Annotated in this window: 27 protein-coding genes and 1 riboswitch; of the genes, 19 read left to right on the top strand and 8 right to left on the bottom strand. The window is 39.4% G+C overall.

The genetic code is table 11. The features are described 5' to 3' along the window. Positions 1-104: 104 nt before the first annotated feature. On the bottom strand, positions 105-413 hold the full coding sequence (locus AC0VYH_RS13820; RefSeq protein WP_194222063.1) for a MerR family transcriptional regulator: 309 nt from the start codon (positions 411-413) through the stop codon (positions 105-107). Between the two features lie 261 nt (positions 414-674). Here AC0VYH_RS13820 and AC0VYH_RS13815 point away from each other — a divergent pair, with 261 nt between their 5' ends. Continuing rightward, on the top strand, positions 675-938 hold the full coding sequence (locus AC0VYH_RS13815) for an HPr family phosphocarrier protein (protein ID WP_194222062.1): 264 nt from the start codon (positions 675-677) through the stop codon (positions 936-938). Positions 939-1,028: 90 nt separating this feature from the next. Here the strand turns inward: AC0VYH_RS13815 and proC are convergent, their stop codons facing one another. Then, positions 1,029-1,859, bottom strand: coding sequence for a pyrroline-5-carboxylate reductase (gene proC / locus AC0VYH_RS13810; RefSeq protein WP_475365437.1), 831 nt, complete (start codon positions 1,857-1,859; stop codon positions 1,029-1,031). 415 nt (positions 1,860-2,274) lie between these two features. On the opposite strand from proC, the gene AC0VYH_RS13805 reads away from it, so the two are divergent. Both AC0VYH_RS13805 and AC0VYH_RS13800 read left to right on the top strand, forming a co-directional pair. Next, positions 2,275-3,243: an MBL fold metallo-hydrolase gene (locus AC0VYH_RS13805; RefSeq protein ID WP_475367714.1), complete on the top strand. Its 969-nt coding sequence runs from the start codon at positions 2,275-2,277 to the stop codon at positions 3,241-3,243. Between the two features lie 12 nt (positions 3,244-3,255). Beyond that, on the top strand, positions 3,256-4,047 hold the full coding sequence (locus AC0VYH_RS13800; protein ID WP_475365435.1) for an SDR family NAD(P)-dependent oxidoreductase: 792 nt from the start codon (positions 3,256-3,258) through the stop codon (positions 4,045-4,047). Between the two features lie 248 nt (positions 4,048-4,295). On the opposite strand, the gene AC0VYH_RS13795 is transcribed toward AC0VYH_RS13800, so the two are convergent. Continuing rightward, complete coding sequence (locus AC0VYH_RS13795; RefSeq protein WP_475367713.1) at positions 4,296-4,793, bottom strand: LURP-one-related family protein; 498 nt, start codon at positions 4,791-4,793, stop codon at positions 4,296-4,298. A gap of 200 nt (positions 4,794-4,993) precedes the next feature. Here AC0VYH_RS13795 and AC0VYH_RS13790 point away from each other — a divergent pair, with 200 nt between their 5' ends. The 4 genes from AC0VYH_RS13790 (at position 4,994) to AC0VYH_RS13775 (ending at position 7,556) form a co-directional block, all read left to right on the top strand. Then, positions 4,994-5,641, top strand: coding sequence for an NUDIX hydrolase (locus tag AC0VYH_RS13790; RefSeq protein ID WP_430247155.1), 648 nt, complete (start codon positions 4,994-4,996; stop codon positions 5,639-5,641). A 191-nt stretch (positions 5,642-5,832) separates the two neighbouring features. Next, positions 5,833-6,369: a GNAT family N-acetyltransferase gene (locus tag AC0VYH_RS13785; RefSeq protein ID WP_475367712.1), complete on the top strand. Its 537-nt coding sequence runs from the start codon at positions 5,833-5,835 to the stop codon at positions 6,367-6,369. 116 nt (positions 6,370-6,485) lie between these two features. Further along, positions 6,486-6,833: a DUF805 domain-containing protein gene (locus AC0VYH_RS13780; RefSeq protein ID WP_430247157.1), complete on the top strand. Its 348-nt coding sequence runs from the start codon at positions 6,486-6,488 to the stop codon at positions 6,831-6,833. A 162-nt stretch (positions 6,834-6,995) separates the two neighbouring features. After that, entirely contained in the window at positions 6,996-7,556 is a 561-nt protein-coding gene (locus AC0VYH_RS13775; protein WP_430247158.1) for a GNAT family N-acetyltransferase, read from the top strand. Positions 7,557-7,644: 88 nt separating this feature from the next. Here the strand turns inward: AC0VYH_RS13775 and AC0VYH_RS13770 are convergent, their stop codons facing one another. Together AC0VYH_RS13770 and AC0VYH_RS13765 are read right to left on the bottom strand one after the other, a co-directional pair. Beyond that, entirely contained in the window at positions 7,645-8,448 is an 804-nt protein-coding gene (locus AC0VYH_RS13770; RefSeq protein WP_475367711.1) for an SDR family NAD(P)-dependent oxidoreductase, read from the bottom strand. 116 nt (positions 8,449-8,564) lie between these two features. Further along, positions 8,565-10,220, bottom strand: coding sequence for a M4 family metallopeptidase (locus tag AC0VYH_RS13765; protein ID WP_475372640.1), 1,656 nt, complete (start codon positions 10,218-10,220; stop codon positions 8,565-8,567). 522 nt (positions 10,221-10,742) lie between these two features. On the opposite strand from AC0VYH_RS13765, the gene AC0VYH_RS13760 reads away from it, so the two are divergent. From AC0VYH_RS13760 to AC0VYH_RS13740, 5 genes are all read left to right on the top strand, one after another. Next, positions 10,743-11,999 (top strand): Y-family DNA polymerase, encoded by a 1,257-nt coding sequence (locus AC0VYH_RS13760; protein ID WP_475372639.1) that lies wholly within the window; start codon positions 10,743-10,745, stop codon positions 11,997-11,999. Between the two features lie 14 nt (positions 12,000-12,013). Then, on the top strand, positions 12,014-12,343 hold the full coding sequence (locus AC0VYH_RS13755; protein WP_475372638.1) for a YolD-like family protein: 330 nt from the start codon (positions 12,014-12,016) through the stop codon (positions 12,341-12,343). A 161-nt stretch (positions 12,344-12,504) separates the two neighbouring features. Continuing rightward, positions 12,505-13,344 (top strand): alpha/beta fold hydrolase, encoded by an 840-nt coding sequence (locus AC0VYH_RS13750; RefSeq protein ID WP_430246015.1) that lies wholly within the window; start codon positions 12,505-12,507, stop codon positions 13,342-13,344. Between the two features lie 193 nt (positions 13,345-13,537). Then, a riboswitch (SAM riboswitch) is annotated at positions 13,538-13,641 on the top strand. A gap of 70 nt (positions 13,642-13,711) precedes the next feature. Next, entirely contained in the window at positions 13,712-15,007 is a 1,296-nt protein-coding gene (locus tag AC0VYH_RS13745) for a Na+/H+ antiporter NhaC family protein (RefSeq protein ID WP_475372637.1), read from the top strand. 165 nt (positions 15,008-15,172) lie between these two features. Beyond that, a protein-coding gene (locus tag AC0VYH_RS13740) for an IS3 family transposase (protein ID WP_430241928.1) occupies positions 15,173-16,509 on the top strand; the annotation gives its coding sequence in 2 pieces (ribosomal slippage) (positions 15,173-15,557 and positions 15,557-16,509; 1,338 coding nt in all). A 60-nt stretch (positions 16,510-16,569) separates the two neighbouring features. On the opposite strand, the gene AC0VYH_RS13735 is transcribed toward AC0VYH_RS13740, so the two are convergent. Continuing rightward, positions 16,570-17,247 carry a hypothetical protein gene (locus AC0VYH_RS13735; protein WP_430246017.1) on the bottom strand — a complete coding sequence of 226 codons (678 nt, stop codon included), beginning with the start codon at positions 17,245-17,247 and terminating at the stop codon, positions 16,570-16,572. 293 nt (positions 17,248-17,540) lie between these two features. On the opposite strand from AC0VYH_RS13735, the gene AC0VYH_RS13730 reads away from it, so the two are divergent. From AC0VYH_RS13730 to AC0VYH_RS13720, 3 genes are read left to right on the top strand one after another with little or no spacing between them, the layout of a single operon-like run. Then, the gene (locus AC0VYH_RS13730) at positions 17,541-19,163 is read left to right on the top strand and encodes an SLC13 family permease (RefSeq protein WP_475372636.1); all 1,623 of its coding nucleotides are present in this window, start codon (positions 17,541-17,543) and stop codon (positions 19,161-19,163) included. 32 nt (positions 19,164-19,195) lie between these two features. Beyond that, on the top strand, positions 19,196-20,431 hold the full coding sequence (locus AC0VYH_RS13725) for an MFS transporter (RefSeq protein WP_475372635.1): 1,236 nt from the start codon (positions 19,196-19,198) through the stop codon (positions 20,429-20,431). Further along, entirely contained in the window at positions 20,428-20,859 is a 432-nt protein-coding gene (locus AC0VYH_RS13720) for a GNAT family N-acetyltransferase (RefSeq protein ID WP_430246024.1), read from the top strand. Before AC0VYH_RS13725 ends, AC0VYH_RS13720 begins: the two co-directional genes overlap by 4 nt. 47 nt (positions 20,860-20,906) lie before the next feature. Here AC0VYH_RS13720 and AC0VYH_RS13715 read toward each other — a convergent pair whose 3' ends face one another. Next, on the bottom strand, positions 20,907-21,368 hold the full coding sequence (locus tag AC0VYH_RS13715; RefSeq protein ID WP_226615440.1) for a hypothetical protein: 462 nt from the start codon (positions 21,366-21,368) through the stop codon (positions 20,907-20,909). 90 nt (positions 21,369-21,458) lie between these two features. Beyond that, positions 21,459-21,998: a P-loop NTPase family protein gene (locus AC0VYH_RS13710; protein ID WP_475372634.1), complete on the bottom strand. Its 540-nt coding sequence runs from the start codon at positions 21,996-21,998 to the stop codon at positions 21,459-21,461. 147 nt (positions 21,999-22,145) lie between these two features. On the opposite strand from AC0VYH_RS13710, the gene AC0VYH_RS13705 reads away from it, so the two are divergent. The 4 genes from AC0VYH_RS13705 (at position 22,146) to AC0VYH_RS13690 (ending at position 25,046) form a co-directional block, all read left to right on the top strand. Then, positions 22,146-22,283 (top strand): hypothetical protein, encoded by a 138-nt coding sequence (locus AC0VYH_RS13705; protein ID WP_430246031.1) that lies wholly within the window; start codon positions 22,146-22,148, stop codon positions 22,281-22,283. Between the two features lie 36 nt (positions 22,284-22,319). Beyond that, positions 22,320-22,883 carry a M15 family metallopeptidase gene (locus tag AC0VYH_RS13700; RefSeq protein ID WP_475365427.1) on the top strand — a complete coding sequence of 188 codons (564 nt, stop codon included), beginning with the start codon at positions 22,320-22,322 and terminating at the stop codon, positions 22,881-22,883. Between the two features lie 17 nt (positions 22,884-22,900). Beyond that, positions 22,901-23,359, top strand: a complete 459-nt coding sequence (locus AC0VYH_RS13695) for an NUDIX hydrolase (RefSeq protein ID WP_430246036.1) — start codon at positions 22,901-22,903, stop codon at positions 23,357-23,359. Between the two features lie 313 nt (positions 23,360-23,672). Further along, positions 23,673-25,046: a hypothetical protein gene (locus AC0VYH_RS13690; RefSeq protein WP_475365425.1), complete on the top strand. Its 1,374-nt coding sequence runs from the start codon at positions 23,673-23,675 to the stop codon at positions 25,044-25,046. The last annotated feature ends 10 nt before the right edge of the window (positions 25,047-25,056 follow it).

Here is a 25,056-nt window from a genome sequence, read left to right as displayed (position 1 = left end):
ACAACCCCTTAAAATAAATATCGTTATGCTTTATTGGTATACCCGGCATCGTATATTTTAAACGAGTTCATATGAAAAAAACAGGCGATTGTCGCCTGTTTTGTTTATTTCGTCATTTTGAAAGCGGCATTTAATTGACCACGAATCATTTCATCTCTGATTTTATCTTTGTCTTTCTGCTTTTCTTTTTTATATAGCTTTTTGATTTCAAATGTTTGCATGCCATCTTCAATTTGATTGGCGATATCCATTAATTTCTCTACATCCGTAAATGAAAATTTTCGAGTTCCGCCACCAGATCGTTCTGGCAAGATTAGTCCTCTTTCTTCGTAGTAGCGGATTTTTCGTAAAGATAGTCCCGTTAGTTCACTAACTGAACCGATTGGCAGAACTTTTTTATCTTTATATGACATCTCCAGTCACTCCCTGTGGATATATTCATAATGCAGCTACCGCTACATATACTATTGAAGTCTTCTAAACTGGCAATCTACTTTGATTATAGCATAAGCGTTAAAAGAAAATGTATTACATGTTAGAATACCTAACGTATGTTATGTATTGTTCGCAATGAGTGTGTAAGGAAAGGTGCCATAAGACTTGCGGATACCCAAAGAGGGTGTCAATATAGAAATGTGCAAACGGTTGTATATATTATTAAGGAGGATGTTGCAATGGTATATAAAGAAACCGTTTTGATCACAGGTAAAGTGACGATGACCTTTTTAATGGATTTTGTCAAAAGTGCGAATGAGTTTAGTAGTTATATTATTGTTGAAGTTGAAGGAAGACGATTAAATGCTAAAAGTATATTAAGTATGGGACGGTTAACAACTCATTTTGGGCCAATGAAAATTATTGCAAATGGACTCGACAGTGAAGAGGCTTTATATCACTTGAAAAAGAGGTGTGAAGTTGTTCAGAAGAAGAGTGTTTAAATAGAAAAAGGGGGCTTTTAAAGTAATTAAAATGGCGCTCTATTTTTGTTTGCCCGGACATTGTACGAATGTCCGGGTTAGTTAAGCTAGTTATTTTTGTTTCTCAAACGCTTTTCCTAGCTCTTCTGCTTTTTTAGTTGCGTCCGTAATACAAGACAATATTGCTCTTTCGAATTGATATTCCTTTAAAGAAGTTATTCCAGCTTGTGTTGTTCCTCCTGAACTTGTAATTTTTTCTCTTAATAAAGTTGGAGATTGATTAGTGCGACGGAGCATGTTTGCGGCTCCATTCATTGTTTGAAGCAGCAGCTCGCGTGCTGTATCCGGGTCTAGGCCATTTTGAATCGCAGCTTTTTCCATGCATTCAACCATATAGTAAAAATAAGCTGGGCCACTACCAGATAACCCTGTTACAGCGTTCATTTTATCTTCTGTAACCTGTACAACACTTCCGATTGTAAGGAATAAGTTTTCTGCAAATAACAGGTCCTCTTTCTTAGCGAAATGACCTGGAGAAATCGCTGTTGCGGATAATCCAATCATAGCTGATGTGTTAGGCATAGCTCGAACGATAGGTGTGCACGTTCCAATAGCCTCCTCAACATAAGAGGTTGTGATTCCGGCGAGTACAGAGATAATAAGATGGCTCTCATTAATATATGGTTGAATATTTTTTAAGGCAGTTTCTGCGTCAGCAGGCTTCATGGCGAGGATGATTACTTTATTGTTCTTTAATAGCTGCTCTATGTTCTGTGTAGTTTGCACATTGTATTTGTCTTTAAGTTCTTCAAGGCGATCCAAGTTTGAGCGGTTCATCACAACAATTTGATTTGCATGAATAAATTTTTCTTTGATCATACCTTCGATGATGGCTTCTGTGATCGATCCGGCACCTATGAATGCGATGGTGTGTTTCTTCATCTTACTCATCCTTCCATATAAAAACGCCCATTCGTCTTTATTTAAAGGACGAATGGGCGTTATCCGTGGTACCACCTTCATTTGATATCATAGCGATATCCTCAAGTACCCTGTAACGTGGGAAGCGGCTGTGTTTTCACAGCAGGCTCCGGGGCAGGTTCAAAGTAGGCGAAGTGAAGGAATTTTTCAGCCGGTGAATTCCTCTCTCTGACACTTATCTAGTCTTTTACTAGTCCCGTTCAAAGCCAATACGTTCAATCTAATTTTACATAGTATGCAACGAACAGGGATAATTGTCAATAGTTATTGTCGGAAAATTCAAATTTAATTATCTTGCTATAATGACAAATAGAGGGAAGAGCGGTAGAATAGAGTTAGTTCATGCAACGAAAGAAAAGTAGAGGTGGCGGGTAATTTGAATATAACGAAAGCTGACGTTCTTTCAATGACGGTACCAACACCATTTGCAGTTGGCCCTGTTAATTGTTTTTTAATAAAAGGAGATGTGCTGACGCTTGTAGATACAGGTCCGCGAACACCTGAGGCACAGCGAGAACTCAATGAGCAGTTGGTAAATAATGGTTATGCGTTCGAGGATATTGAACAAGTAGTACTAACTCATCATCATCCAGATCACATTGGACTGGTTGGGGGTATGATGGAAAGAGGAGTACGCGTGCTTGGACATTGGAAAAATGATCGCTGGCTTCAAATGAGCGATTCTTTTTTGAAAGAAAATGATACATTTATGACAAGTATCTATCGAGAAGCGGGCGTGGCTGATCAGTATTTTGATCATGCTCGCGACACGCGTGATTATCTTGCTTTTACAGATCGAGCGAAGTGCGATATCCATCTATCAGAAGGGGATGGCGTCCCTGGATGTTCAGAATGGACGGTCATGGAAACTCCTGGTCATGCACAAAGTCATATTTCTCTATGGCATAAGGAAACAGGAACGATGATCGCTGGCGATCATCTTATTAAGAAAATCTCATCTAATCCGCTTCTTGAACCGCCCTATGTAAAAGGAACAGAGCGTCCAAAACCACTCATTCAGCAGCGTAATTCTTATCGGAAAACGTTAGATGCTCATTTGCAATATGTATATACGGGACATGGAGAGCCTATTTTAAATCCGGATGATTTAATTAAGGAGCGCCTAAGGAAGCAAGAAGAACGCTCTGATAAAGTAGCGTTGCTCTTGCAAAAACAGCCGCTAACTGCTTTCGAAGTATGTAAGGAATTATTTCCAGGTGTTTATAAGAAGCAAGTGGGCCTGACACTTTCAGAGACAATTGGTCACTTAGATTATTTAGAGTCGGAAAATGTCATCGTCAAAATAAAGGATAAAGAACAAACTTATTATCGGTATAAGCTGTAAGAGGAGGAACTAATGAAGAAATTAAAAAACAAAGTAATCTTGATCACCGGAGCGTCAAGCGGTATAGGACGACAGCTGGCTGTTGACTTAGCTAGAAAAGGCGCTAAACTCATCCTCGTTGCTCGTTCCGAAGATAAATTAATGGACGTTAAGAAGCAAATCGAAGAAAGTGGAGCATACCCTCCAGCTGTATGGAGCCTGGATGTAGGTGACCGTAAGCGGGTTGATCAACTATTGCCTTCTTTGCTGAAGGAAATGCCACCTATAGATGTATTAATTAATAATGCGGGATTTGGGAAATTCGATGCTTTTGTAGATGCAGATATGAAAGATATTGAAGCAATGTTTGATGTGAACGTATTGGGACTGATGCGCTTTACATCTCATGTGCTGCCTCGGATGATTGCAAAAAGACAGGGACACATTGTTAACGTAGCATCACAGGCAGGTAAACTTGCTACTCCAAAATCCTCCGGTTATTCTGCTTCCAAGCATGCTGTGCTTGGCTTTTCGAATAGTTTAAGAATGGAAATGAAGGAACATAACATCTTTGTTACTACAGTTAACCCAGGTCCAATTAATACAAGCTTTTTTGAGACAGCCGATAGTAGTGGGACTTATATTAAAAATGTTGAAAAAATGATGTTATCTTCAGAGAAGGTATCAAAGGAAATCATAGCAGCTATTGAAAAAGGTCGACGAGAAGTCAATCTCCCAGGCTGGATGAACGTAGGAGCAAAACTTTATCATACTGCTCCAGGCGTGGTTGAAAAAGTGGCGGGTAAGTTTTTTGATCAAAAATAATGAGTTGTTTGAAGAGCGCTTTTAAAGTGCTCTTCTTTTTTAGGTTTTCTTTTCTAGAAGCCGTTCGTTCATTTGCCCCTGCCTAAGGTTAAGTGGATCGAGTATGATGAAAATATAGGCACTAGTGGTGTTTTCATTAGAAAGAGCCACTCTTTCTTTCGTAGAGAGAAACAATATGCCTGCTACAGTGATGATTATTTGGATTTTAGCTGACTATCGTGATTTCCCCTTTCTTTACTTCCTATTGGCTAAGTAGCTGCTCCGGCTGCACTAACATTTTTTTGAAAGGCGTTCACGCCCATAATAATTGAAATCAACTCTTCTGCTAAAAGGTTACTTGACATATTCTTAAGTTCATAATTCGCTGATTCAAAATAGCTATTTGTTCTTTGAAAAGTAGCTATCTCACGATTGGAGTCATCGGTTATGCTGTATGCTTTTGAAAATGCAGGTGACGTTATAGTGAATTTCTTACCGTCTTTGAAATAATGGAATTTCTTTGATAGAAAAGTAAAAGACATTTTCACGTAACCGAGTTCATCGCCATTTTTTCTTCTAACTATCCATTTGTTAGCGAAAAACGTAAAGGCTCCCTCCATAGTAACGTCTCCATTGACGTCTTCTATTTCGACTTTAGAAGAGAACGCGCTTCTAAGGTTAAGTGCCCCTACCGTCTCGCGATCGCTATTGTAGATGTCTGTTCTTCCTGCCGAAAAAAAGTTATCCGAAAAAAATAATTGATTCATACTAATCATCACCCCCTCCTCCATTTATACGATTAATACAGTAGAGAAGTTTCGGAATAATCTAGCTTATTAGATATGTGAATGGAAACGTTGATGAAATAATAATTGTAGTCAATAGTAATAATGCTAAAATAAGGAAGAGGATTTTACTGGAATAGAAGTTTATCTATCCAGCTAAAGATAAAAAGCGAGGGTGTAAAATGAAAAGTGAACTAGTGAGGATATTTAATGAGAATAGAGAAGCGATCGGCAACGCATCTCGAGAAGAGGTACATAGAGAAGGTTACTGGCATGAGGTTTTTCAATGCTGGTTTGTGCGGATCGAAAATGGTGTTAGAAAGATTTACTTTCAGCTTCGAAGTGATCGGAAAAAGGATTTTCCAGGGCTGTATGACATCACAGCGGCTGGTCACTTAATGGCTGATGAGTCTGTTGAAGACGGAGTGAGGGAAGTCGAGGAAGAGCTCGGAATTGGTGTTTCCTATAATGAATTGACCCCACTAAAGGTCATAAAAGCTTCGATTAAAAAAGACCACTTTTTTGATAATGAAATCGCGAATATCTTCCTCTATGAGTGTAATCAGCCATTGGAGAAGTTTAAACTTCAAAAAGAAGAAGTTTCTGGAATCGTACAAGCTGATTTTGATCAATTTTATGACCTTTGGTTGGGAGAGCGGGATGAAGTGGATGTAAAAGGATTTTGCTTGAATGACGATGAAGAGAGAATAAACGTGAATGAAAAAATCAATAAACTTCATTTTGTGCCACATGAAGTCTCTTATTATCAATCGGTTGTGAAGGAGATAGAAAAAAACTTCACACAGAGTGAAGATAATCTGAGGAGGTAAAAGGGGTCTCTAAAAAGAATCGGGTAATGCTGTCTTATTACTTCATTCTTTGGTTCTTCATAAAGTATGGTCCAGCCGAGCCAATGGTAACTTGTTTTCCCTACCTTCAGGCTTGTTATTGGGAGTAAAGATTAAAGTTTCTGCAACGGGAGAAATGCACCACTAAAATCGATCAAGTAGGAGAGCAGAATATGAAAACAAAAACCTTACCTTTTGTTACGATTAGAGAACTATCTCTATTAGATGTGGAAGATCGCTATCAATGGTGCCTGGATCGAGACGTAACGAAGCATCTGAATATGCCGGCGAAATATCCTCCTTTTACACGAGAAGAAACAATGAACTGGATTCAAATGTGCATCACTCGAAAGAACGGGTATGAGCAAAGAGCTATTGTAACTGGTGAAGGTCAACATATTGGCTGGGTAGACTTAAAGAATATTGATCAGTTAAACGGTCATGCAGAGCTAGGTATTGCCATAGGTGATAAACGCTATTGGGGGAAAGGCTATGGGATGAGCGCCTTAAAAGCTATGCTTCATTTAGGGTTTACGGAGCTTAGTTTAAATAAGATCTGGCTAAGAGTAGAAGTGGATAATGATAAAGCAATTAAGTCTTACAAGCAGTGTGGCTTTGTTGAAGAAGGGATATTGCGCGAGGATCGGTATAGAGAAGGAAAGTATGTCGACCGGGTTAGAATGAGTATTTTGAGAAGAGAAGTTAATTAGCAGATTTTATATCCAATTATTGATTTGTTTACCTAATATTGTTAGCCTTTATGTTATACTGTTTTGTATGAAAAAGGTACTAATCTACTAAACTTATTCGCTAAAGGAGAAGCAGTATGAACTGGTATTTGAAAGTATTAAAGAATTATGTGAATTTCCAAGGAAGAGCAAGGCGTAAAGAATATTGGATGTTTACTCTTTTTAATGTTATTTTTTCTATTGTCTTAACGATAGTAGAGTCTCTAGCTGATATTTCCCCATTTTTGACAAGTATTTATTCATTGTTCATTATTTTACCTTCGCTAGCTGTAACTGTGCGTAGATTGCATGACACTGGAAGAAGCGGTTGGTGGGTGCTCATTGGACTTATTCCTCTAATTGGTAGTATTGTCATTCTGGTCTTCACTTGCTTAGATAGTGATGTGGAAGAAAACCGTTTTGGGAAAAATCCTAAAGTAGTATAGTTAGCTCAATTTCCATTATTCTGCTCTCATTTGAACCGCTAATCTCCTTGATTGGCGGTTCAAATTCTAGTTGAAGGTGAAAAGTTAATCGCTTGTTCCAGCTTATTTGTAAATTTCCTTCTTTTTTGAGGGAATGTCTTTACTTACGTCGGAGGGATAGAAATGAATCCAATCTTAATGGAAATTGAAACAGTACTTGAAACAGAACGATTAATGTTAAGAATGCCTGAATACGGGGATGGTAAAATAGTTAATCAAGCCATTCAATCTTCTATAAGTGAACTGAGGCCCTGGCTTGGCTTTGCTAGAGAAACGCCGACTCCTGAGGATACAGAGATTAATACACGAGAGGCGCATATTAAATTCCTAAAGCGTGAAAGTTTAAGGTTCCTGGTGTTTTTGAAAGAAACAAATGAGTTTGTTGGATCCACTGGGTTTCATAACATTGAATGGGATGTTCCAAAGCTTGAAATTGGGTATTGGGTGGCTACTAAGCAAAGTGGTCATGGCTATATGACTGAGGCCGTTCAGAAACTTACTGAATATGCGCATCAGGACTTGAAGTGCAGAAGGGTCGAGATTAGATGCGATCGAGAAAACGAGCGAAGTCGTGCGATTCCAGAACGATTGGACTATGATTTCGAAGGAACTCTCAAAAACGAAGATATGTCGATCGACGGAACACAGATAACAGATACTTGTATCTACGCGAGTATTACTTAATGGCTTTGTGAATGCTCCAATCAAAAATGACTCATGCTTTCTTCAAGCATGAGTCATTTTTGATTTGTAGGTAATTTCTCCAAAGCACCTAGCGCATAACGCTTCCACCTGAAATTTTGAGCGATTCGCCAATAATGTTTTCTGACGCATTTGAGAGAAGGTAAATGATGCTATTGGCGACTTCTTCAGGCTGCGTAATTCTTCCAGATGGCATTGCTGCTTCTACAGCCTTTAATTCTTCCTCAAAGCTTTTATTCTGTCTCTCCCCTTTAGAAGCAATACTGTTTCGGCCCATTTCTGTATCAACGAAGCCGGGACATACTGCGTTAACTCTAATTCCATCACGGATAGCCTCGTGGGCAAACGACTGCGTGAAGCCAGTTATAGCAAACTTTGAAGCGCTATAGGCCGTGTTACCAAAAGTTCCTCTAAGACCTGAGAGAGAAGAGAGGTTTACAATCGCCCCTTTCTTCTTATCCTCACGCATTCGCTTATACACAAGTTGAGTCAGTAAAACAGTCGAGGTATAATTTAGCTCCATTACTTTGCGAAGATCTTCTTCTTCTAATTGATCAAGCGTATCGCCGCCGCCAATTCCTGCTGAGTTAACTAACCCTGTGATGCTTCCGTTATATTTAATAGCACTTTCGATAAGAGTAGAACGATCTTTCTCATTGTTTAAATCAGCAGGAAGAACAGCAACCGTTGCTTCCGTTACTAACTCTTCGCACTCCTGCTTCAGCTGAGTTAATTTATCTTTATTTCTTCCGGTTATCGTAATCGTAGCACCGGCTTTTACGGCGGCCTTTGCGGTTTCATATCCAATACCACCCGTGGCTCCGGTAATGAGAACATGTTCATGCTTAAGCGTATCCTCTTTGAAAATTCCCATTTGTCCTTCCTCCTTCCTCCTTTTAAGGTCTAGCACCCTTTTACCCGTTTGAATACTTATAAAACCCTGACATAACGAAAAGACAGGTAGCCATTGGCTGCCTGCCTAACTTCTTTCTATTGAACTCCAACTGCATTAAAAGCCTGTTTTACAGATTGAACTTCTGAGCTTCCGCTTCCATAAAGATCAGTGGCAGCTTGTACTGCTGCTGATCTCATCTGACTAAAGTTTGAAGAAGCGGTTAAGTATTGCGTAAGGGTGCGGTAGTAAATAGCGCCGAGTTTGTCTTTTCCAATTCCTGATACGGTTACCCCATAGAATGTACCGCCTTCACTCAGCAGATAAGCTGCTTTGTTCATGATGCCGCTGTTGATATGAACGCCGCCATTATCTTGAGAACCAGTATAGCGGACAGAGTAATGATCAGGGTCTCCGAATTGGGATGGGTCTGACATTGAACGAAGAGCATCCCCGGATGTACCTGGTGTATAAATATCTTCTCCGATTAACCAGTCAGGGTTATTGCTGTCGTAGTATTCTACAAGCGTTCCGAATACATCAGACATGGATTCATTCAGTGCTCCTGATTCATTTTGATAAATTAAGTCAGCTGTTGTATCAGTGACAGCGTGTGTCAATTCATGAGCAACAACATCTTCACCACCTGAAAGGGATACAAAAGTTGAGCCATCTCCATCACCATAGACCATTTGGCTTCCGTTCCAGAACGCATTATTGTAGTTGCGTCCGTAATGTACGGTGGACTTTAGTGGTGAACCGTTTCCGTCATAACTATCTCGGTTGAAGACATCTTTATAATAATCATACGTCGCTCCTGCATAGTAGTGAGCGTCGACTGCAGCCGCGTCATAGCTTGCGTTAAAGGAGTTATCCGAATCTGCCCATAAAGAGCCTGGCAGTTTTGTGCGATTTGCCGCATCATATGTTAAGATTCCGCCACCTCGCGTAGTGTCTTTCAAGTAATAAGTTGAAGAGGAAAGTAGCGTATTGAACGTTTTTTGATCACCAAGTACACCAGTTCCACTTGCCGTCTTAATTGTTCCGGTAACATTATCACCACCACCTGGCTTGCCGACTCCTTCTTTTTTTGCTTCGTGTAGAGCATTGAAGCTTGTTAGAACTTCACCACTTGTTGCATCAATTATGTATTGCCAGTTACCCGGTTCAGGCGAGAGGAAGTTCAAGGTCACATGGTAAGCATACGTTGCAGACTCTCCTTCAGTATAGACGACAAGGTTGGATTCGGGTTTTTGTTCATAGGCTGGTGAAAAACCGAGATCTTCTTCTGCTTTTTTAACGGCGTCCTGTTTCTTGAATTTTGTTGCTTTTTTAAGCTCTTTCTTCGACCCAAGGTCTGGAATAACTGTACCTGATACGGCTGTTAAAATACCACTTTCATCAACATGAGCCGTTTGAGTTGAACCATAAACAGGTGTTCCTTCATGAAGTTGTTGTAATCGAAAAACCGTAAAACCAAGATCGTCCTTTTCTTTTGATAGGATTTTAAAGGAATCCTTAGCGGAAGATCCACTAAACTTGTACAGGTTTTTCTGTTCGTTCAAGTAATCAAATAGTACTTGATTGGCATTTTGAGAGCTTGCTTTTGTTAGTTTTCCTGAAACAAAAGTAGGTGTTCCTGTTTCTTTATTCATATTCGTATCTGCTGCTGCAAATGTTGAGGATGGTGCGAGCATGGTACTAACGAGCCCCACTGATAAACCGATTGAAAGTAAATTTTTTTTCTTTCCCATTCTATATCCCCCTCGTGATTAAGATGAGCTAACATTACCATAAAAGATTTAGTATTCAAACTATTTAAACTATTTTGATAGTTAAGACCTATCCTTTTGGATAGAGTTATAGGGAGATATACCTGTTATTTTAAAAAAAGGTATTGGTTCTTTAGACTCAGGAGGTGGTGTGCTAATAAATAATGGCGTTAATGACCATATGAAACGGCATATCCTGGTTCTTTTTCTGTGCGTTTAGAGATTGATGCGCGAGTATTTCTACTTCCCTATCTGTTAATGGAACAAGTGTAGGATCTCCAATACGTATGTGCTCTGATGACTAACTTTGGAGTGAATATCGTTAAGTTCATTGTTACTCTTCTTCCGGTACTTTTCGTTACTTTAGAAAAAAGGGTGATGCTAAGTGAATCGTTTTATGATTGGAAGAAAGTACTTATTGTAAAGAGAACGTATATTCGGTTAAAATACGGGTATATATAAAGGGAACAAACGTTCTTTTGATTAGGAGAAGGGGGGATACAAATGGATTATTCTAAATTTCCAAAGAAAACAATCCTATGTATTGATATGAAAAGTTTTTATGCAAGTTGTTCAGCAGTAGAGATGGGGCTTGATCCACTTACATGCTATCTCGCGGTTGTTGGTGATACCGAGCGACAGGGAAGTGTTGTGCTAGCAGCGTCTCCGGCACTAAAGAAGGAATTTGGAATACGAACAGGGAGCAGACTATTTGAAATTCCAAATAATAAAAACATTCATATCGTTAATGCGAGAATGTCTTCATATTTAAAACAATCAATGGAAATAACGAGGCTTTTTCATCGTTATGTACCATCAGAATGTATCCATACGTATAGCGTTGATGAATCGTTTTTGCAGGTTGATGGGACAGAACGACTTTGGGGGAACAAATTTGAAGTAGCTCACAAGATCAGAAATGAAATAAGAGAGACATTCGGATTACCATGTGCCATAGGGATTGGCCCAAATCTTTTAATGGCAAAGCTTTGTCTCGATCTGGAAGCGAAAGAAAAAGGGATTGCAGAATGGACTTATGAAGATATTCCTAAAAAACTCTGGCCGCTTTCCCCGCTAAGTCAAATGTGGGGTATCGGATCGCGTGTCGAGCGAACGTTAAATCGAATGGGGATTATGAATGTAAAGCAGCTTGCGCATTACCCGCTACATCTACTAGAAGAAAAATTCGGTATTATGGGAAATCAGCTCTATCATCATGCGTGGGGCATCGATCTTTCTGAAATGGGTGCGCCGATTATGCAGGGACAGATTAGCTATGGGAAAAGCCAAATTTTGTTGCGAGATTACCATGACGAAAAAGACATTCAACACGTCATTCTTGAGATGAGTGAAGAAGTTGCAAGACGTGCGAGAAAAGCCCGGAAGGCAGGGCGTACGATTAGCCTTGGGATTGGTTATAGTAAAGAAGAAGGCGGGGGTGGCTTTCACCGTTCAAGGAGTATCCACAGCCCGACTGCTATTACGCTCGAAATATACAATGTATGTCTTCAGTTATTTGAGGAGTTCTTTGGAAGAAAAACGGTTCGTAAGATTTCCATTACCCTTTCAAATATTTGCAATGATGAAGAAGTGCAGTTGGACTTATTTAACGCGTCACGCCCAAAGCAGCGGGATCTCGGATATGTGATGGATTCGATCCGTGAGAAATATGGCTCAGATGCGCTGCTTCGTGCCGTTTCATACACAAAGGCCGGTACGGCACTGCATAGAAGTAAACTTGTGGGTGGTCATAAAGCATAGAAGGGGGAAGAAGCGTGATTCGTGATCGCGGAAATATAAAATGGACGTCAATGATGTTACCTGAGCATGTGAAAGAGCTAAGAGATTGGAAAACCGAAGAGAAAAAAAGTGAAAAGCCGGTACTTGATGAACAAAGAATGGCGGAAATGAATGAAACAATATGTGAAGCAATGGCCAATCACAACTCGCTTTGTTTTCAACACTTTAGTGGGGGAGAAACGAAAACTCTCTTTGGATATGTGGACTATGTAGATCCACTTACGAAAGAACTGCGTATTATTGACCATAATGAAAAAAGGACAACGATAAAGCTGCTGGACCTTGTGCACGTAGAGTTAGAATGAAAAAAATGGAGTATCCTCTCGGATGTAAAAAAAGTTTTTCATTTCAGGATTGGGGTAAAATAATTATAAAGTCAAACCTGAATAAGTGAGACCATCCTGTCTGGTTAGAAACGAAGGGTGAATCAGATCAGATGAATTCAAAATCCGGAGTGAGATGAAAGATGCTATTAGCTCAAAATCTTAAACAAAATACGGAAAAGATCAAAGGAATTGATATTCACTATGAATACTATAGAAATGACACAGCCGTCGATCGGCCAGTATTAACGCTTCTTCACGGTTTTCTATCGTCGAGCTTCAGCTTCAGAAGATTGATACCATTATTAACAAAGGCATATACTGTTGTTGCCATTGATCTTCCTCCGTTCGGAAAAAGTGAAAAGTCTAATCGTTTTGTCCACTCTTATCATAATTATGCGGAAGTGGTGGTTGAACTTTTAGAAAGGCTTTCAATTGATCATACTGTTATGATCGGCCATTCTATGGGTGGGCAAGTAGCAATGAGAGCCTCGGCTATGAAAGATGATCTCGTTAGTAAGAATATTTTACTGTGCAGTTCAGGATATCTTGAAAAGGCTAAACAGAGTCTAGTGTATACATCGTACTTACCTTTTTTCTCGGTATACTTGAAAAGGTGGCTTTATCGAAAAGGTGTTAGAGGAAATTTGCTTAATTGTGTTTATGATCCTTCCCTTATCGATGAAGAAATGATGGATGGATATATCCAACCTTTCTTCAATGAGGGTATCTTTCGGTCATTAGTTAGGATGATTCGAGATCGCGAAGGAGATTTGTCAGAAGTTGAACTAAATCAAATTCATACACCTAGCCTACTAATATGGGGAGAAAATGACAGAGTTGTGCCGTTGAAAATTGGGAAGCGTCTCAGTAAGGATCTCCCAAATGCTAAACTGATCATCTATGAAAAAACCGGTCACCTTCTACCAGAAGAAAAACCGGAATCGATTATGAAGGATATTGAGTGGTTTTTAGGAAAATAAAGATTGATCTATTGCAAAAATTGGTAGTCATACAAAGCTTGAACCAGACTAGTTAATCAGGTAAACTCCTTAAAGGATGAGGAGTTTATTTTGATGCAGTTAATCAAAGTTGACTCATCAGAATAATGCGTGATAAAGTAAAGCTCGTTATGAAAAAGTAAAATGAAGCATGCGCTCATTAATAATTGTATATTTCTTATTAAGAGAAGTGGAGGGACCTGGCCCAAAGAAGCTTCAGCAACCTCTGATCATCAGAAAGGTGCTGCTTCCAGCAAGAGAAATCTTGAGAGATAAGTGCAAAAGCCTTCTTCTCTTGAAGTGGGCTTTTTTTATTGAGACAGAATAAAAGATGAAGGAGACATGAATAATGGAGAAAGAAATAAAGGGGAACGGCCTGGCTTTACTTCCCCTTGGAATATTTATTGTGCTTTTTATTGGTACAGCTATCATAACAAAGGACTTTTATAGTATGCCTGTTATTCTCGCTTCTCTAATTGCGGCGGGCGTAGCTCTTTCGATGAATCGAAAAGAAAGCTTTATGAAAAAAGTGGAAGTGTTTTGTCGTGGAGCAGGTAATACGAATATCATATTAATGATTTTGGTCTTTTTACTGGCTGGGGCGTTTGCCGGAACAGCTGAAAAAATTGGAGCAGTAGATTCGATTGTTAATTTAGGTATATCAATTCTACCGGCTAATCTTTTAATCGTAGGTTTGTTTGTCATTGGCTGTTTTATTTCTATTTCGATGGGTACATCGATGGGAACGATTGTAGCACTTGCTCCCATTGGAATTGGAATTGCAGAGCAAACCGGAGTTGCCCCGGCACTGGCTTTATCAGCGGTCATAGGTGGGGCAATGTTTGGTGACAATCTTTCTATGATTTCAGATACTACGATTGCGGCAGTACGCACACAAAATACGCAAATGAAAGATAAATTCAAAGTAAACTTTTTTATAGTCTTGCCAGCTGCTATTGTAACAGCCATTATTTATGGTGCTTTAACGATGGGAGAGCAAGCAACGGTTGGAGGAGAACACGCATTTGATTTCGTTACAATTATCCCTTATTTAGGTGTACTGATCGCAGCGATCGCTGGTGTTAATGTTCTTATTGTACTTGTAAGTGGTACCTTATTTGCTGGGATTGTAGGTTTATATAACGGAACATTTGGAATGAGTGAACTGATCTCCACGGTTACAGAGGGCATAAAAGGGATGGAAGACCTTGCCATGATTGCTCTCGTCATCGGAGGGATGATTGAAGTCATTAAGCATAACGGAGGAATACAATACGTATTGGACAAAATCCTGAGCAAAGTAACTTCTCGTAGAGGAGCAGAGTTTGGTATCGCCGGTCTCGCAAGCGTGCTTGATTTATCAACAGCTAACAACACCATTTCGATCATAATGGGGGGGCCACTTGCGAAAAACATTTCCGAAGAATATGGGGTAGACCCACGAAAGTCTGCTAGTATTCTTGATATTTTCTCAGGTAGTATACAGGGCATGCTCCCATATGGGGCACAGGTGCTTGCAGTAGCAGGTCTTGCGTCGATTTCGCCACTCGCTCTACTACCGTATTCAATTTATCCAATCCTCATTGCTATTGCAGGAATTATTGCGATTTTCATCAACTATCCTTCTATTTCGAAAAAGGGCTAAAGTGATAGTAAACAGAATCTTGAATTAAAATTTGATATGAGCATTTAAAAAACAGGTAGCTCAATTTAATATGTACCCTATAGAGTAGACACTTAAAAAAAGTCTGCCCTATAGGGTACTTTTATGTATAATGAGGACAAATTCTACGATGGGAAATGATTATTAATGAGTAAGAAAGTATTCTCAGAGGAAGATGTCAAAACACTTGCCTCTAATAAATTTGTGAAATCAGTTAGTGAAAAAGGAATCACATACAGTGATGAATTTAAGCGAATATTCATTACGGAGTATGAAAAAGGAAAACTACCGAGTCAGATTTTTAAAGAAAATGGATTTGATGTCGATACTCTCGGACACGAAAGAGTACATTCTGCCGCGAGAAGGTGGAGACAGGGTTATAAAAACAAAGGGATTAATGGACTTACTGACACTCGTAAAGAAAGCTCCGGAAGATCCAAAGATAAGGAACTGTCTTTAGAGGAAAAATACAAACGTTTAGAAGCTCAAAATAACCTATTAAAAGCAGAGAATGATCTCCTAAAAAAGCTCGAAATGATGGAAAAGGGGATGGGAAAAAAGAGATAAAATTAGCTGCTTCTCTCAAGTTTGAATTAATCCGCCATATCATCCATGAGTATCAACTTAAAAATATGGTCCGATACTTATGTTCCGTAGTGGGTGTCTCACGATCTGGTTATTATCGTTATTTCACTGAAGGTGCTCGAAAGCGTCGAACAGAAAACGAGGCGCGAGACCAAGTTTTAAAAGACTGGATCCTAAAAGCCTATGCCTTTAAAAAGCGAAAAAAAGGGGCACGTCAAATCAAGATGACGCTAGCTAACCAGTATCAAATAACCTATAACTTAAAACGCATACGCAGAATCATGAAAAAATACGGAATCGTATGTCCGATCAGAAGAGCGAATCCCTATCGTCGTATGGCGAAAGCAACGAAAGAGCACAGCGTTGTACCAAACAAACTTGAGCGAAACTTCAAACAAGGCATCCCAGGGAAAGTACTTCTAACTGACATTACCTATTTGTTTTATGGAAATAAGAAGAAAGCGTATCTATCTACCATAAAGGACGGCTCTACGAATGAGATCCTAGCTTATCATGTGTCTGACCGAATTACGCTCGATCTAGCGACAGATACGTTAGTAAAACTTAAAAACAACCGTAAAGCAAAACTAGATGCGAATGCCTTTATTCATTCTGATCAAGGCTTTCACTATACTCACCCTACCTACCAAAAACAGCTAAAGAAATACGGTTTAGATCAGTCTATGTCTAGAAGAGGAAACTGTTGGGATAATGCCCCACAGGAATCTTTCTTTGGTCACTTTAAAGACGAAGCCTCAATAAAACCTTGTCAAACACTAATCGAATTAAAACGTGAAGTTAAGAGTTATATGATGTATTACAACCTGGATAGATGTCAGTGGAACTTAAAAAAGATGACCCCTGTTCAATACAGGAATCATCTTCTTAATGTTGCCTAGTCTTTTTTAAACTGTCCTTTACACAGGGTACATATTAATTTGAGCTACCTGCTTTTTTTATTATCCTTCGATTTGTTTTTGAAGATGCACAATTCGTTGAGGAAGAATGTACAAGTATTCAATAAGTGAATCTAGTAAGTCGATAATTAAGTTGGCCGTTTCTTCGCTTGTAGCTTTCTCAAGACAAAGGAGGTTATTTAAATTACTACCTTTGCCTAGTAGGTGTCCTAGTTTTACAATTGGTTCTTCTAAATCAATCTGTTTAGCAAGTGTTTCTAGCTGTTTAGAAAGTGGCTGTCCTAGCTCATTTTCAGATAGAAAACTACCTGTAATGCTCTCAAGAACACGATTAGCCATTACAGCCGTTGCGGTCCAATCCTTCATGTTATGTACATTCACTGCTGAGCGATAAACACGCTCAAGGTCATCGGGTAATCTAGCTGTGCTAGTCAGTCTGCCGAGCGGCTCTCGTGTAAAAGAGGTTTGATGCACGAATAGCTCAACTTCTTCTCCGCGATCATTATGGGACGTTTTAATGAGTATGAAAAGCACAGCTTCTTTACAAATAGAGCAGCGAGAAAGCGTGGAGAACACAGCCTGATTAATTTGATAATCGAACTTCAGTTGAAATGAAGCATCGCTTCCGCATTCTGGACATTCTGTATTAGCTGATTTTGGAAGCTTTGTTTGTCCGTATTTCACAACCGAATTAATAGTAGTCTGTTGTATCTTTCTCATCATATACCCCCTGGATCGATTTTGAGCAACTTGTTGTGGATTGTGTATCTATTCTTACATTTAATCATTGAGTTTATTTATTTTGAATTATAAAAAACATATCATCAACTTATAATTTTCGCCCCAAATGGAAATTTAAGGGGGTTGAAATGAATTACTTGTATGGAAATGGAAAAACGAATCAAAAGTCCTTTCTTGAAAGAGAGTAATAAAGTACCAAAATTGTGAATTTATTGACAGATGTGGCGAGCGAATTCTACACTATAGTTTAATGAACGATAGGAGGTATGACTATGGAACAACACCTTTGGAACCAATTATGGAAAGAACATGATCGAGCAAAAGATCTCTTAACATTCGCTTCTTCACACACGCCGGAAATCCCTTCAAAAAGTTCTCAAAAAAATCCAGGTTATGCATCTGGACCAGATCCTGCTTATGATAAAAGGAAACTGACGGGGTTGATCCTCGGACCGGTCCTTTTTCTTAGCATAATGTTGTTTTTTAATCCAAATGGTCTTTCAGAAGCAGGTTTGGCCATCTTAGCAAGTACGGCGTGGATTGCAACGTGGTGGATTACAGAAGCCATTCCGATACCGGCGACGTCTCTTTTACCATTAATTTTATTTCCACTAACGGGCGGACTAAAAGGTGATTTAACAGCATCAGCTTATGGCGATAACACCATTTTTCTCTTTATGGGTGGTTTTTTGATCGCGCTTACAATGCAGAAGTGGCATTTACATAAACGAATTGCTCTTTTCATTATATCAGCAATAGGAACAAGTACAGAGAGAATTGTACTTGGCTTTATGATTGCAACAGGCTTTTTATCAATGTGGATCTCAAACACGGCAACGGCTATGATGATGGTGCCAATTGGGCTGGCGGTGATTTATCAAGTATCCGAGCAGCTTGATATGAAACAAGAAGAAGGGATTCCGCAATTTAATTTTGGAAAAGCCATTATGCTTGGCATCGCGTACAGTGCCTCAATTGGTGGTTTAGCAACATTGATTGGAACACCTCCTAATACCATCTTTGCAGCGGTGGTCAATGAGCTATATGGCATCGAGATTTCATTTGCCCGCTGGATGATGTTTGGCGTACCTTTAACTGTTCTTCTTTTATTCGGCTGCTGGTATTACCTTGTGAAAATGGCATTTCCGATGAATGTTAAAGAGCTGCCAGGCGGGAAAGAGGTGATTAATAAGGAGAAAGCGGATCTTGGGAAAATGTCTATGGAAGAAAAGGTCATTATGGTAGTTTTTTCTTTCACTGCGGTTGCCTGGATTAGCCGTTCCTTTGTTTTAAGTGAGCTTAATCCGAATATAAATGACACTGTCATCGCGATGACTGCAGCGCTATTACTTTTTCTTATACCTGCCCCTTCGAAAAAAGGTGCCTTTCTTTTAGATTGGGATACAGCAAAAGGATTACCATGGGGAATTCTTCTATTATTTGGAGCTGGACTCGCCATTGCTTCTGGCTTTCAGGAATCAGGACTTGCGAATTGGATTGGGGAGCAATTAACGGTTCTTGAAGGCATCCATCTGTTCGTCATTTTACTACTTGTCACATCGCTTGTTATTTTCTTAACGGAGATTACATCAAATACGGCGACGGCGACAATGATGTTTCCAATCATGGCGTCTCTATCATCCGCGATCGGAGTTCATCCTTATGCTCTAATGATTGGGGCAGGAATTGCGTCAAGCTGTGCTTTTATGCTTCCGGTTGCAACCCCTCCGAACGCCGTTGTATTCGGGTCAGGCTATTTAAAAATCCCAGATATGGCGAGAGCAGGTTTCTGGCTAAACCTAACATCTGTCGTCATTATTACACTGGCGATTTATTTTTATATGCCAGTGGTGTGGGGAATTGATCTCACTCAAATTCCCAATCAGTTAAAATAAAAGTAAGATAGAAAATTGAAGGTGATGATCAAGTGTCAGTTGTTCTAAATAACAATCAGCCATATACATCAAAAGATGCGGGTTTCTGGCGAGCGGCGGTTAGTCTTGGATGTGGAGCATTATTAGTCTTTTCGGCACTTTATGCTTTTCAACCATTGCTTCCAATATTTGCAAGTGAATTTCATTTAACGGCAACAACGTCAAGCTTACTTATGTCCATGCCCGTCATCACGATGATACCAGGACTTCTTATACTTGGCTTTGTTTCAGACCGCTATGGGCGAACAGTAGTGATGAAAATATCGCTCCTTTTTGTCCTTAGTTCATTACTAATAATGCCGTTTATGAATTCATTCCTTCTTCTGCTTATTATTCGGTGTATTGAGGGATTCTTTCTTGCAGGTATACCGGCATCGGCGATGGCTTATCTTGCAGATGAAGTAACTCCAAGTAACGTAGGACTTGCTACGAGCATTTTTATTGCGAGCAATGCAATGGGGGGACTTAGTGGACGAGTCGCAACAGGATATTTGACTGACTTATATAGTTGGCAAGTAAGTTTTATCATCCTTGCAGGGTTTGCTATTATAGCGATCATTTGCTTTTATTGGCTTCTGCCGCCCTCTCGCTTTTTTAAGGGGGGGAATAGCAGTGTTATAAAGGATATGAAAGGAATGTTTGTACATTTAAGAGATCGTCGGCTCTTATCGCTATTTACGCTTGGCTTTCTCATTCAAGTGATCTTTACGGGCGTGTGGACATATTTGCCTTTCTTCCTTAAACAAGATCCATTTTCTCTTTCGTTAAAATGGATCTCCCTTGCTTATTTTGCGTATATTCTCGGAGTAGTTTCACCACCAATTGCAGGACGAATTTCATCTCGTATTGGCTTACGGCGCACGATGGTAACGGGCCTCTTATTATTAACGTTAGGAGTTGCCATTACACTATATCAAGAACTGATTGTGGTAATGATTGGGCTTTGCGTTATTTGTGCAGGGTTTTTTATTTCTCATTCGATGGCATCAGCTTCTGTTGCAAAGACGGCAGAGCATCATAAGAGTGGGGCATCTAGTTTTTATTTGATTAGTTACTATGCCGGAGTAGCAGCAGGTAGTTCGGGCGTTGGTATCCTATGGGACGGTTTGGGATGGATAGGGGTAGTGAGCTTACTTATTTTAATTGTGCCGCTTTTATTATTATTTTCACAAAAACAGGTTTCAAAAAGATATCATTATGAAGACTTACGAGGAGAGAAAGCACGATGAACATTAGAAGGGCTAGAAAAGGTGATGAGGAATGGCTTACTTATTTGCTTTCAGAAATGGGGTATGAGACCTCTGTCTGCGAAGTGACGGAGCGTCTAAAACCAATTTTGTCAGATCCTTTGTACGTCACGCTTGTAAGTGAAAAACAGGAGTCTTTGATTGGACTGCTTGGAATGCATTATGAACGATCTTATGTTGCTAATATTCTTGTTGCAAGAATTATTACAATGGTAACGGCAAAAGATTACCGGCAGCAGGGAGTTGGGAAGACTCTGCTTTTGGAAGCAGAAAATCTAGCTCGTGAAAAGGGTGCCTCAACCATCGTCTTAAATAGTGGGAATCGGGATGAAAGGAAGTCTGCACACCTTTTTTATGAAGCGTGTGGGTTTACAGGGAAATCCACGGGGTTTTATAAACCGATAGATTGATAATAGGAAAAGCCTGCCACCTTTAAAAGGTGGCAGGCGCTTAAGGTTTACTTTCTAGTAAATCCTTCTTCATCAAGATATTGGATCGCTTCGTTACGAGAAGGGAATGTACCATCAAGGATATCTCCAGCATAAACATTCCATAGTTCGAGCTCAGGCTCATACATTAATTCCAGAGTTTGATCTTCATCGTTTACCCAAACTTGGATCTCAATATCTGAACCAGGAAGAACAGAAAGTGATTGAATGGATTCGCCTATGATTTTACGAAGCTCGTTGCTTGAGAAATCACGGATATTAACCATTCCTCTTTCATCTAATGGATACCCTTCAATAAGGTCACCAAATACATAGCCGTTGCCATTAGGGTGAAGATGATAAACAACATTTTTCTTATCAATAACCGCTTCTTCATAGTGAAAATTCACACGTCCAAGAGAAACGTCTTTTCGTGTCAGTTCAGGAAAGGATGATTCAATAATTTCTAATTTTTCTTCAAAAGTTAGCATAATGCCTCCATGTGCTTCAATAGTCTTTCTATATTCATTTTGAACAGGAAACTTCCAATTCAAACATACTGCACCTTATCTTATCATGGCTTATGACAAAATTGTATGCTTTGAATGAAGTTCATGAAGAAAATTAGCGATATCTGCTTTGTTTTTTAAATGTATTATGGTTTTATCGGGGGAAGTTTGTTCTAACTGTTCGAATCTACTTCTCATTTTTTCTTTACGAGGATAATAGGTCGTCCAAATGAAAGTTAAAAAAGACCAATCCACTTTCTCTTTACACCCTTTGCCCATATCAGGACGAGTTTGCCCGATATGAGTGACCCATCGTTTTAGCACCCTGTAAATGCAAAGCAATCTCGGAACATCTAAGTAAATAATCGTATCAGCTCGTGCAACCCGAATATCGTAAGAATTGCTATAATTCCCTTCCATGATCCATTTTTCAGTCATAGCAATCTTTTCCTGGGTATCACGGAATTCGTCAAGACTAGTTTCCACCCAATTGGGCTTCCAGAAAAGGGTATCAAGATGAAAAACTTTCAGATCTAGAATTTCACCAAGCCGACGGGCGAAGGTGGATTTACCCGCCCCGCCGGAAGATCCCATTACCATAATTCGGTTCATATCCTCGCTCCTTCCATTATTATACACTACTAAAGTTTACCAAAAATTAACGTAAGCAAACAGGCCTAAAAAATGATGAAGAGCAGAAGAGGACATTTGTTTATCGAATGGATCGAAAACCCAAAAAAATGTGAAGAAGGCAAAAAGTTGAGCAGCTTACAAACCATTATTTCTTTAGCAAAACAGCTTGTTAAAGAAAATCTTCCTTGTGGCGCAGGTATTACAGACAAGTCGCTTCATGAAGCGAACGTCCGTATTAACCTATGTCAGATTGCTATGTTATGATCAAATGACAAGATTAGTAATGTGGGAGGTTTTGTTATGAAACGACGATCGAAAAAACTTATAACCTTCCTTTTTATAATAGGAGTCGGTATCTTTTGTATCTATATAAGTGATGATCTTGAAAGACAATTCATAAAGAAGGATGTGCCCTTACCAACTGATCTTCACCCAAAGGTTAATGAAGCAAAAAAGGCGTTGATGAATCGAGCTGCTGAAGCTGGAATAGAAATTGTGATAACTGCTGGGCATCGAACGAAAGAAGAACAGGATGCTCTTTATGAAAAGGGACGTTCTACTGGGGGCCAGGTGGTGACGAACGTAGCGGGCGGCGGTTCCTATCATAACTACGGACTAGCAATTGATTTTGCATTAAAGTTAGATGATGGTGACGTCGTTTGGGATATGGAGCGAGACGATAATGGCAACGGGAAGTCAGATTGGATGGAGGTTGTTGCTATGGCGAAAGACCTTGGTTTTGAATGGGGAGGCGATTGGAGTAGCTTCAAAGATTACCCTCATCTTCAAATGGATTTTGGTTTCACAATGCGAGAGTTAAAGAATGGTCATAGGCCAGATGAGAGTGAATATGCGACAAACTAGCTTGGAGTGATGTGGTTATGAGAACAAGACAGGCTGTGGGGGCTATCGTAACGTATAAGCACCGTTTTTTGATCGTTCATAAAACAAAGCTGAATACCAAAGCGGGACAAGAGTCTCAGGGTGAAACGTGGGATTTCGTTAAAGGTGGAGTAGAAGACGAGGATAGAGACGTTGAAGCTTCGATTAGAAGAGAATTGCTAGAGGAAACTGGATCAATAAAATACAAGCTGATGAAAAAGTTTGATGAATCGATCACATTTGAATTTCCAGCTGAGGTTCAAAATAAAATTGGCTATCACAACCAGGTTACCACCATGTTTCACTATGAGTACGAGGGGGATGAACAGGATCTTAGTCCGCTTGATAAGGAAATTGATCAGTTACGTTTTGTTGGTGAAAAAGAGTTATTGCTCATGCTTAAGCACCCTGAAACACAGGAGTTCATTAAACAGGCTAACTTCGAACGAAAAAAATAATAGTAAGGATTTTTTAAAAAAGAGGTTTAGGTATTTGGAGAAGGGGTAAATTCAAACTAACATAATTTTCCCCCTTTTGTACCGTCCGTTAAATCGGGCGGTACTTTTTTTTGCTAAGAGTGCTTGAAAGAGAGTGAGTGTAAATCTCTCTCAAATGGAGATGTAAATGATGAGACATAAAACTCTTAGCGGTTGAAACCTTCTAAATTCTTGAAAATTCCAGCTGTTATCGATAGGATAAGAACAGCAACCAAACAACAGGGAAGTAGACGAACTTAACCTTTTGCCGTTCGCTATTGGATAGGAGAATATCATGTGGAACCGTAATTTTACTCAGTATTTGTATGTATTTTATTTATTTGTTTTTCTATTGGATGTGATTTACCTTTTCTGGTCTAATTCTTCCCTTTATACCGTAATTGGCTTGTTTGCAATTGTAATGATTGTCATTAATTTTAAGGAAGCCGATCGTGTATTTAAAATACTTGGCATCATCCTTCTATCCGCGGGGGCAGTTTTCTACTTATCTAGCAATGAGTCTATCACAAAAATCCCCTCCTTTTTTGCGGGGAATATAGGATTGCTTTTTCTTATATCGATGCTTCCATGGATGAATACCGTTGTTAAAGCGGGGAGATATAATAAGCTACTACAAACGTTACTTGGTGGCAATGTGAAAGGGATGGGAGAATTATATGTGCGTGGAGAAGCGACTATGGTTTCTCTCGCTGCATTTTTAAATCTATCGTCCGCTACCATTTCTCAAGACCTATTAAAAAAACAGTTGAAGAATGCTAACACAAACGTTAGAAATAGCTTTATAGCAAGGTCTACTTTGAGAGGATACTCACTTGCTCTGTTATGGAGTCCGTTAGAAATATTGTTAGCTACTTCAATTTTCATTACGAATGCCAATTATTTAGAAGTATTACCATGGATGTTACTTATTGCTTTTCTTGGTTTTGCGATCGATTCGAGTATTGGAAAAATCATCTTTCGAAACGAAGTCGTTGAAGAAACTGGGGCTTCTACGAATTTGAGAAGAGGGAGTCGGAAGAAGTTAATTCAATTTATTCTGGCGCTTGTACTGTTCTTAGTCGTTGTTGTATTTTTAACCAATGTTGTTCAGTTTAACTTTTTGTTTGCTGTAACGATCGCTCTGTTCCCGTTTGCTTACATTTGGGCGGTACTCCTGAAACGAAAAAGAAGCTTCCTTAAAATTGGCTGGCCAACTTGGAAAAGACAAACCAATCATTTACATAATTTTATTGTCTTACTACTAACACTCTCTTTTTTTACAGAAACGTTAAATGGTTCTCCGTACTTACGGTATTTACAGGACCCTCTTGTGGCATTAGAAGGGCATCAAGTTTTTATCATGCTTTTCATTCAGGCAACTTTTCTTATCATGACACTATTAGGTGTCCATCCCATTGCAACAATGGGAATCTTTGGTGGGGTAAGTGAACTATTATTAAACACTTTTCCTTCTGTGACGTTAACCCTCCTGCTTGCAAGTAGCGCGATTGCTACCGTTCCTTCGGCTCCTTATGGGCTTATTGTTACACTCACTTCAGTTGGATTAAAAATGAATCCATATAAAATCGTCTTAAAAAACATCCCATATAGTTTGATGTGTGGCTTTATTGGCGTTTTGATCGCTTATCTCACTTTATTTCTTTACTAGAATCATTGTG

It is taken from the genome of Anaerobacillus sp. QJM3NY_32 (genome assembly GCF_056173645.1).
The sequence above is the reverse complement of the archived record's forward strand: the minus strand, read 5'-3'. Positions and strand labels throughout refer to the sequence as shown.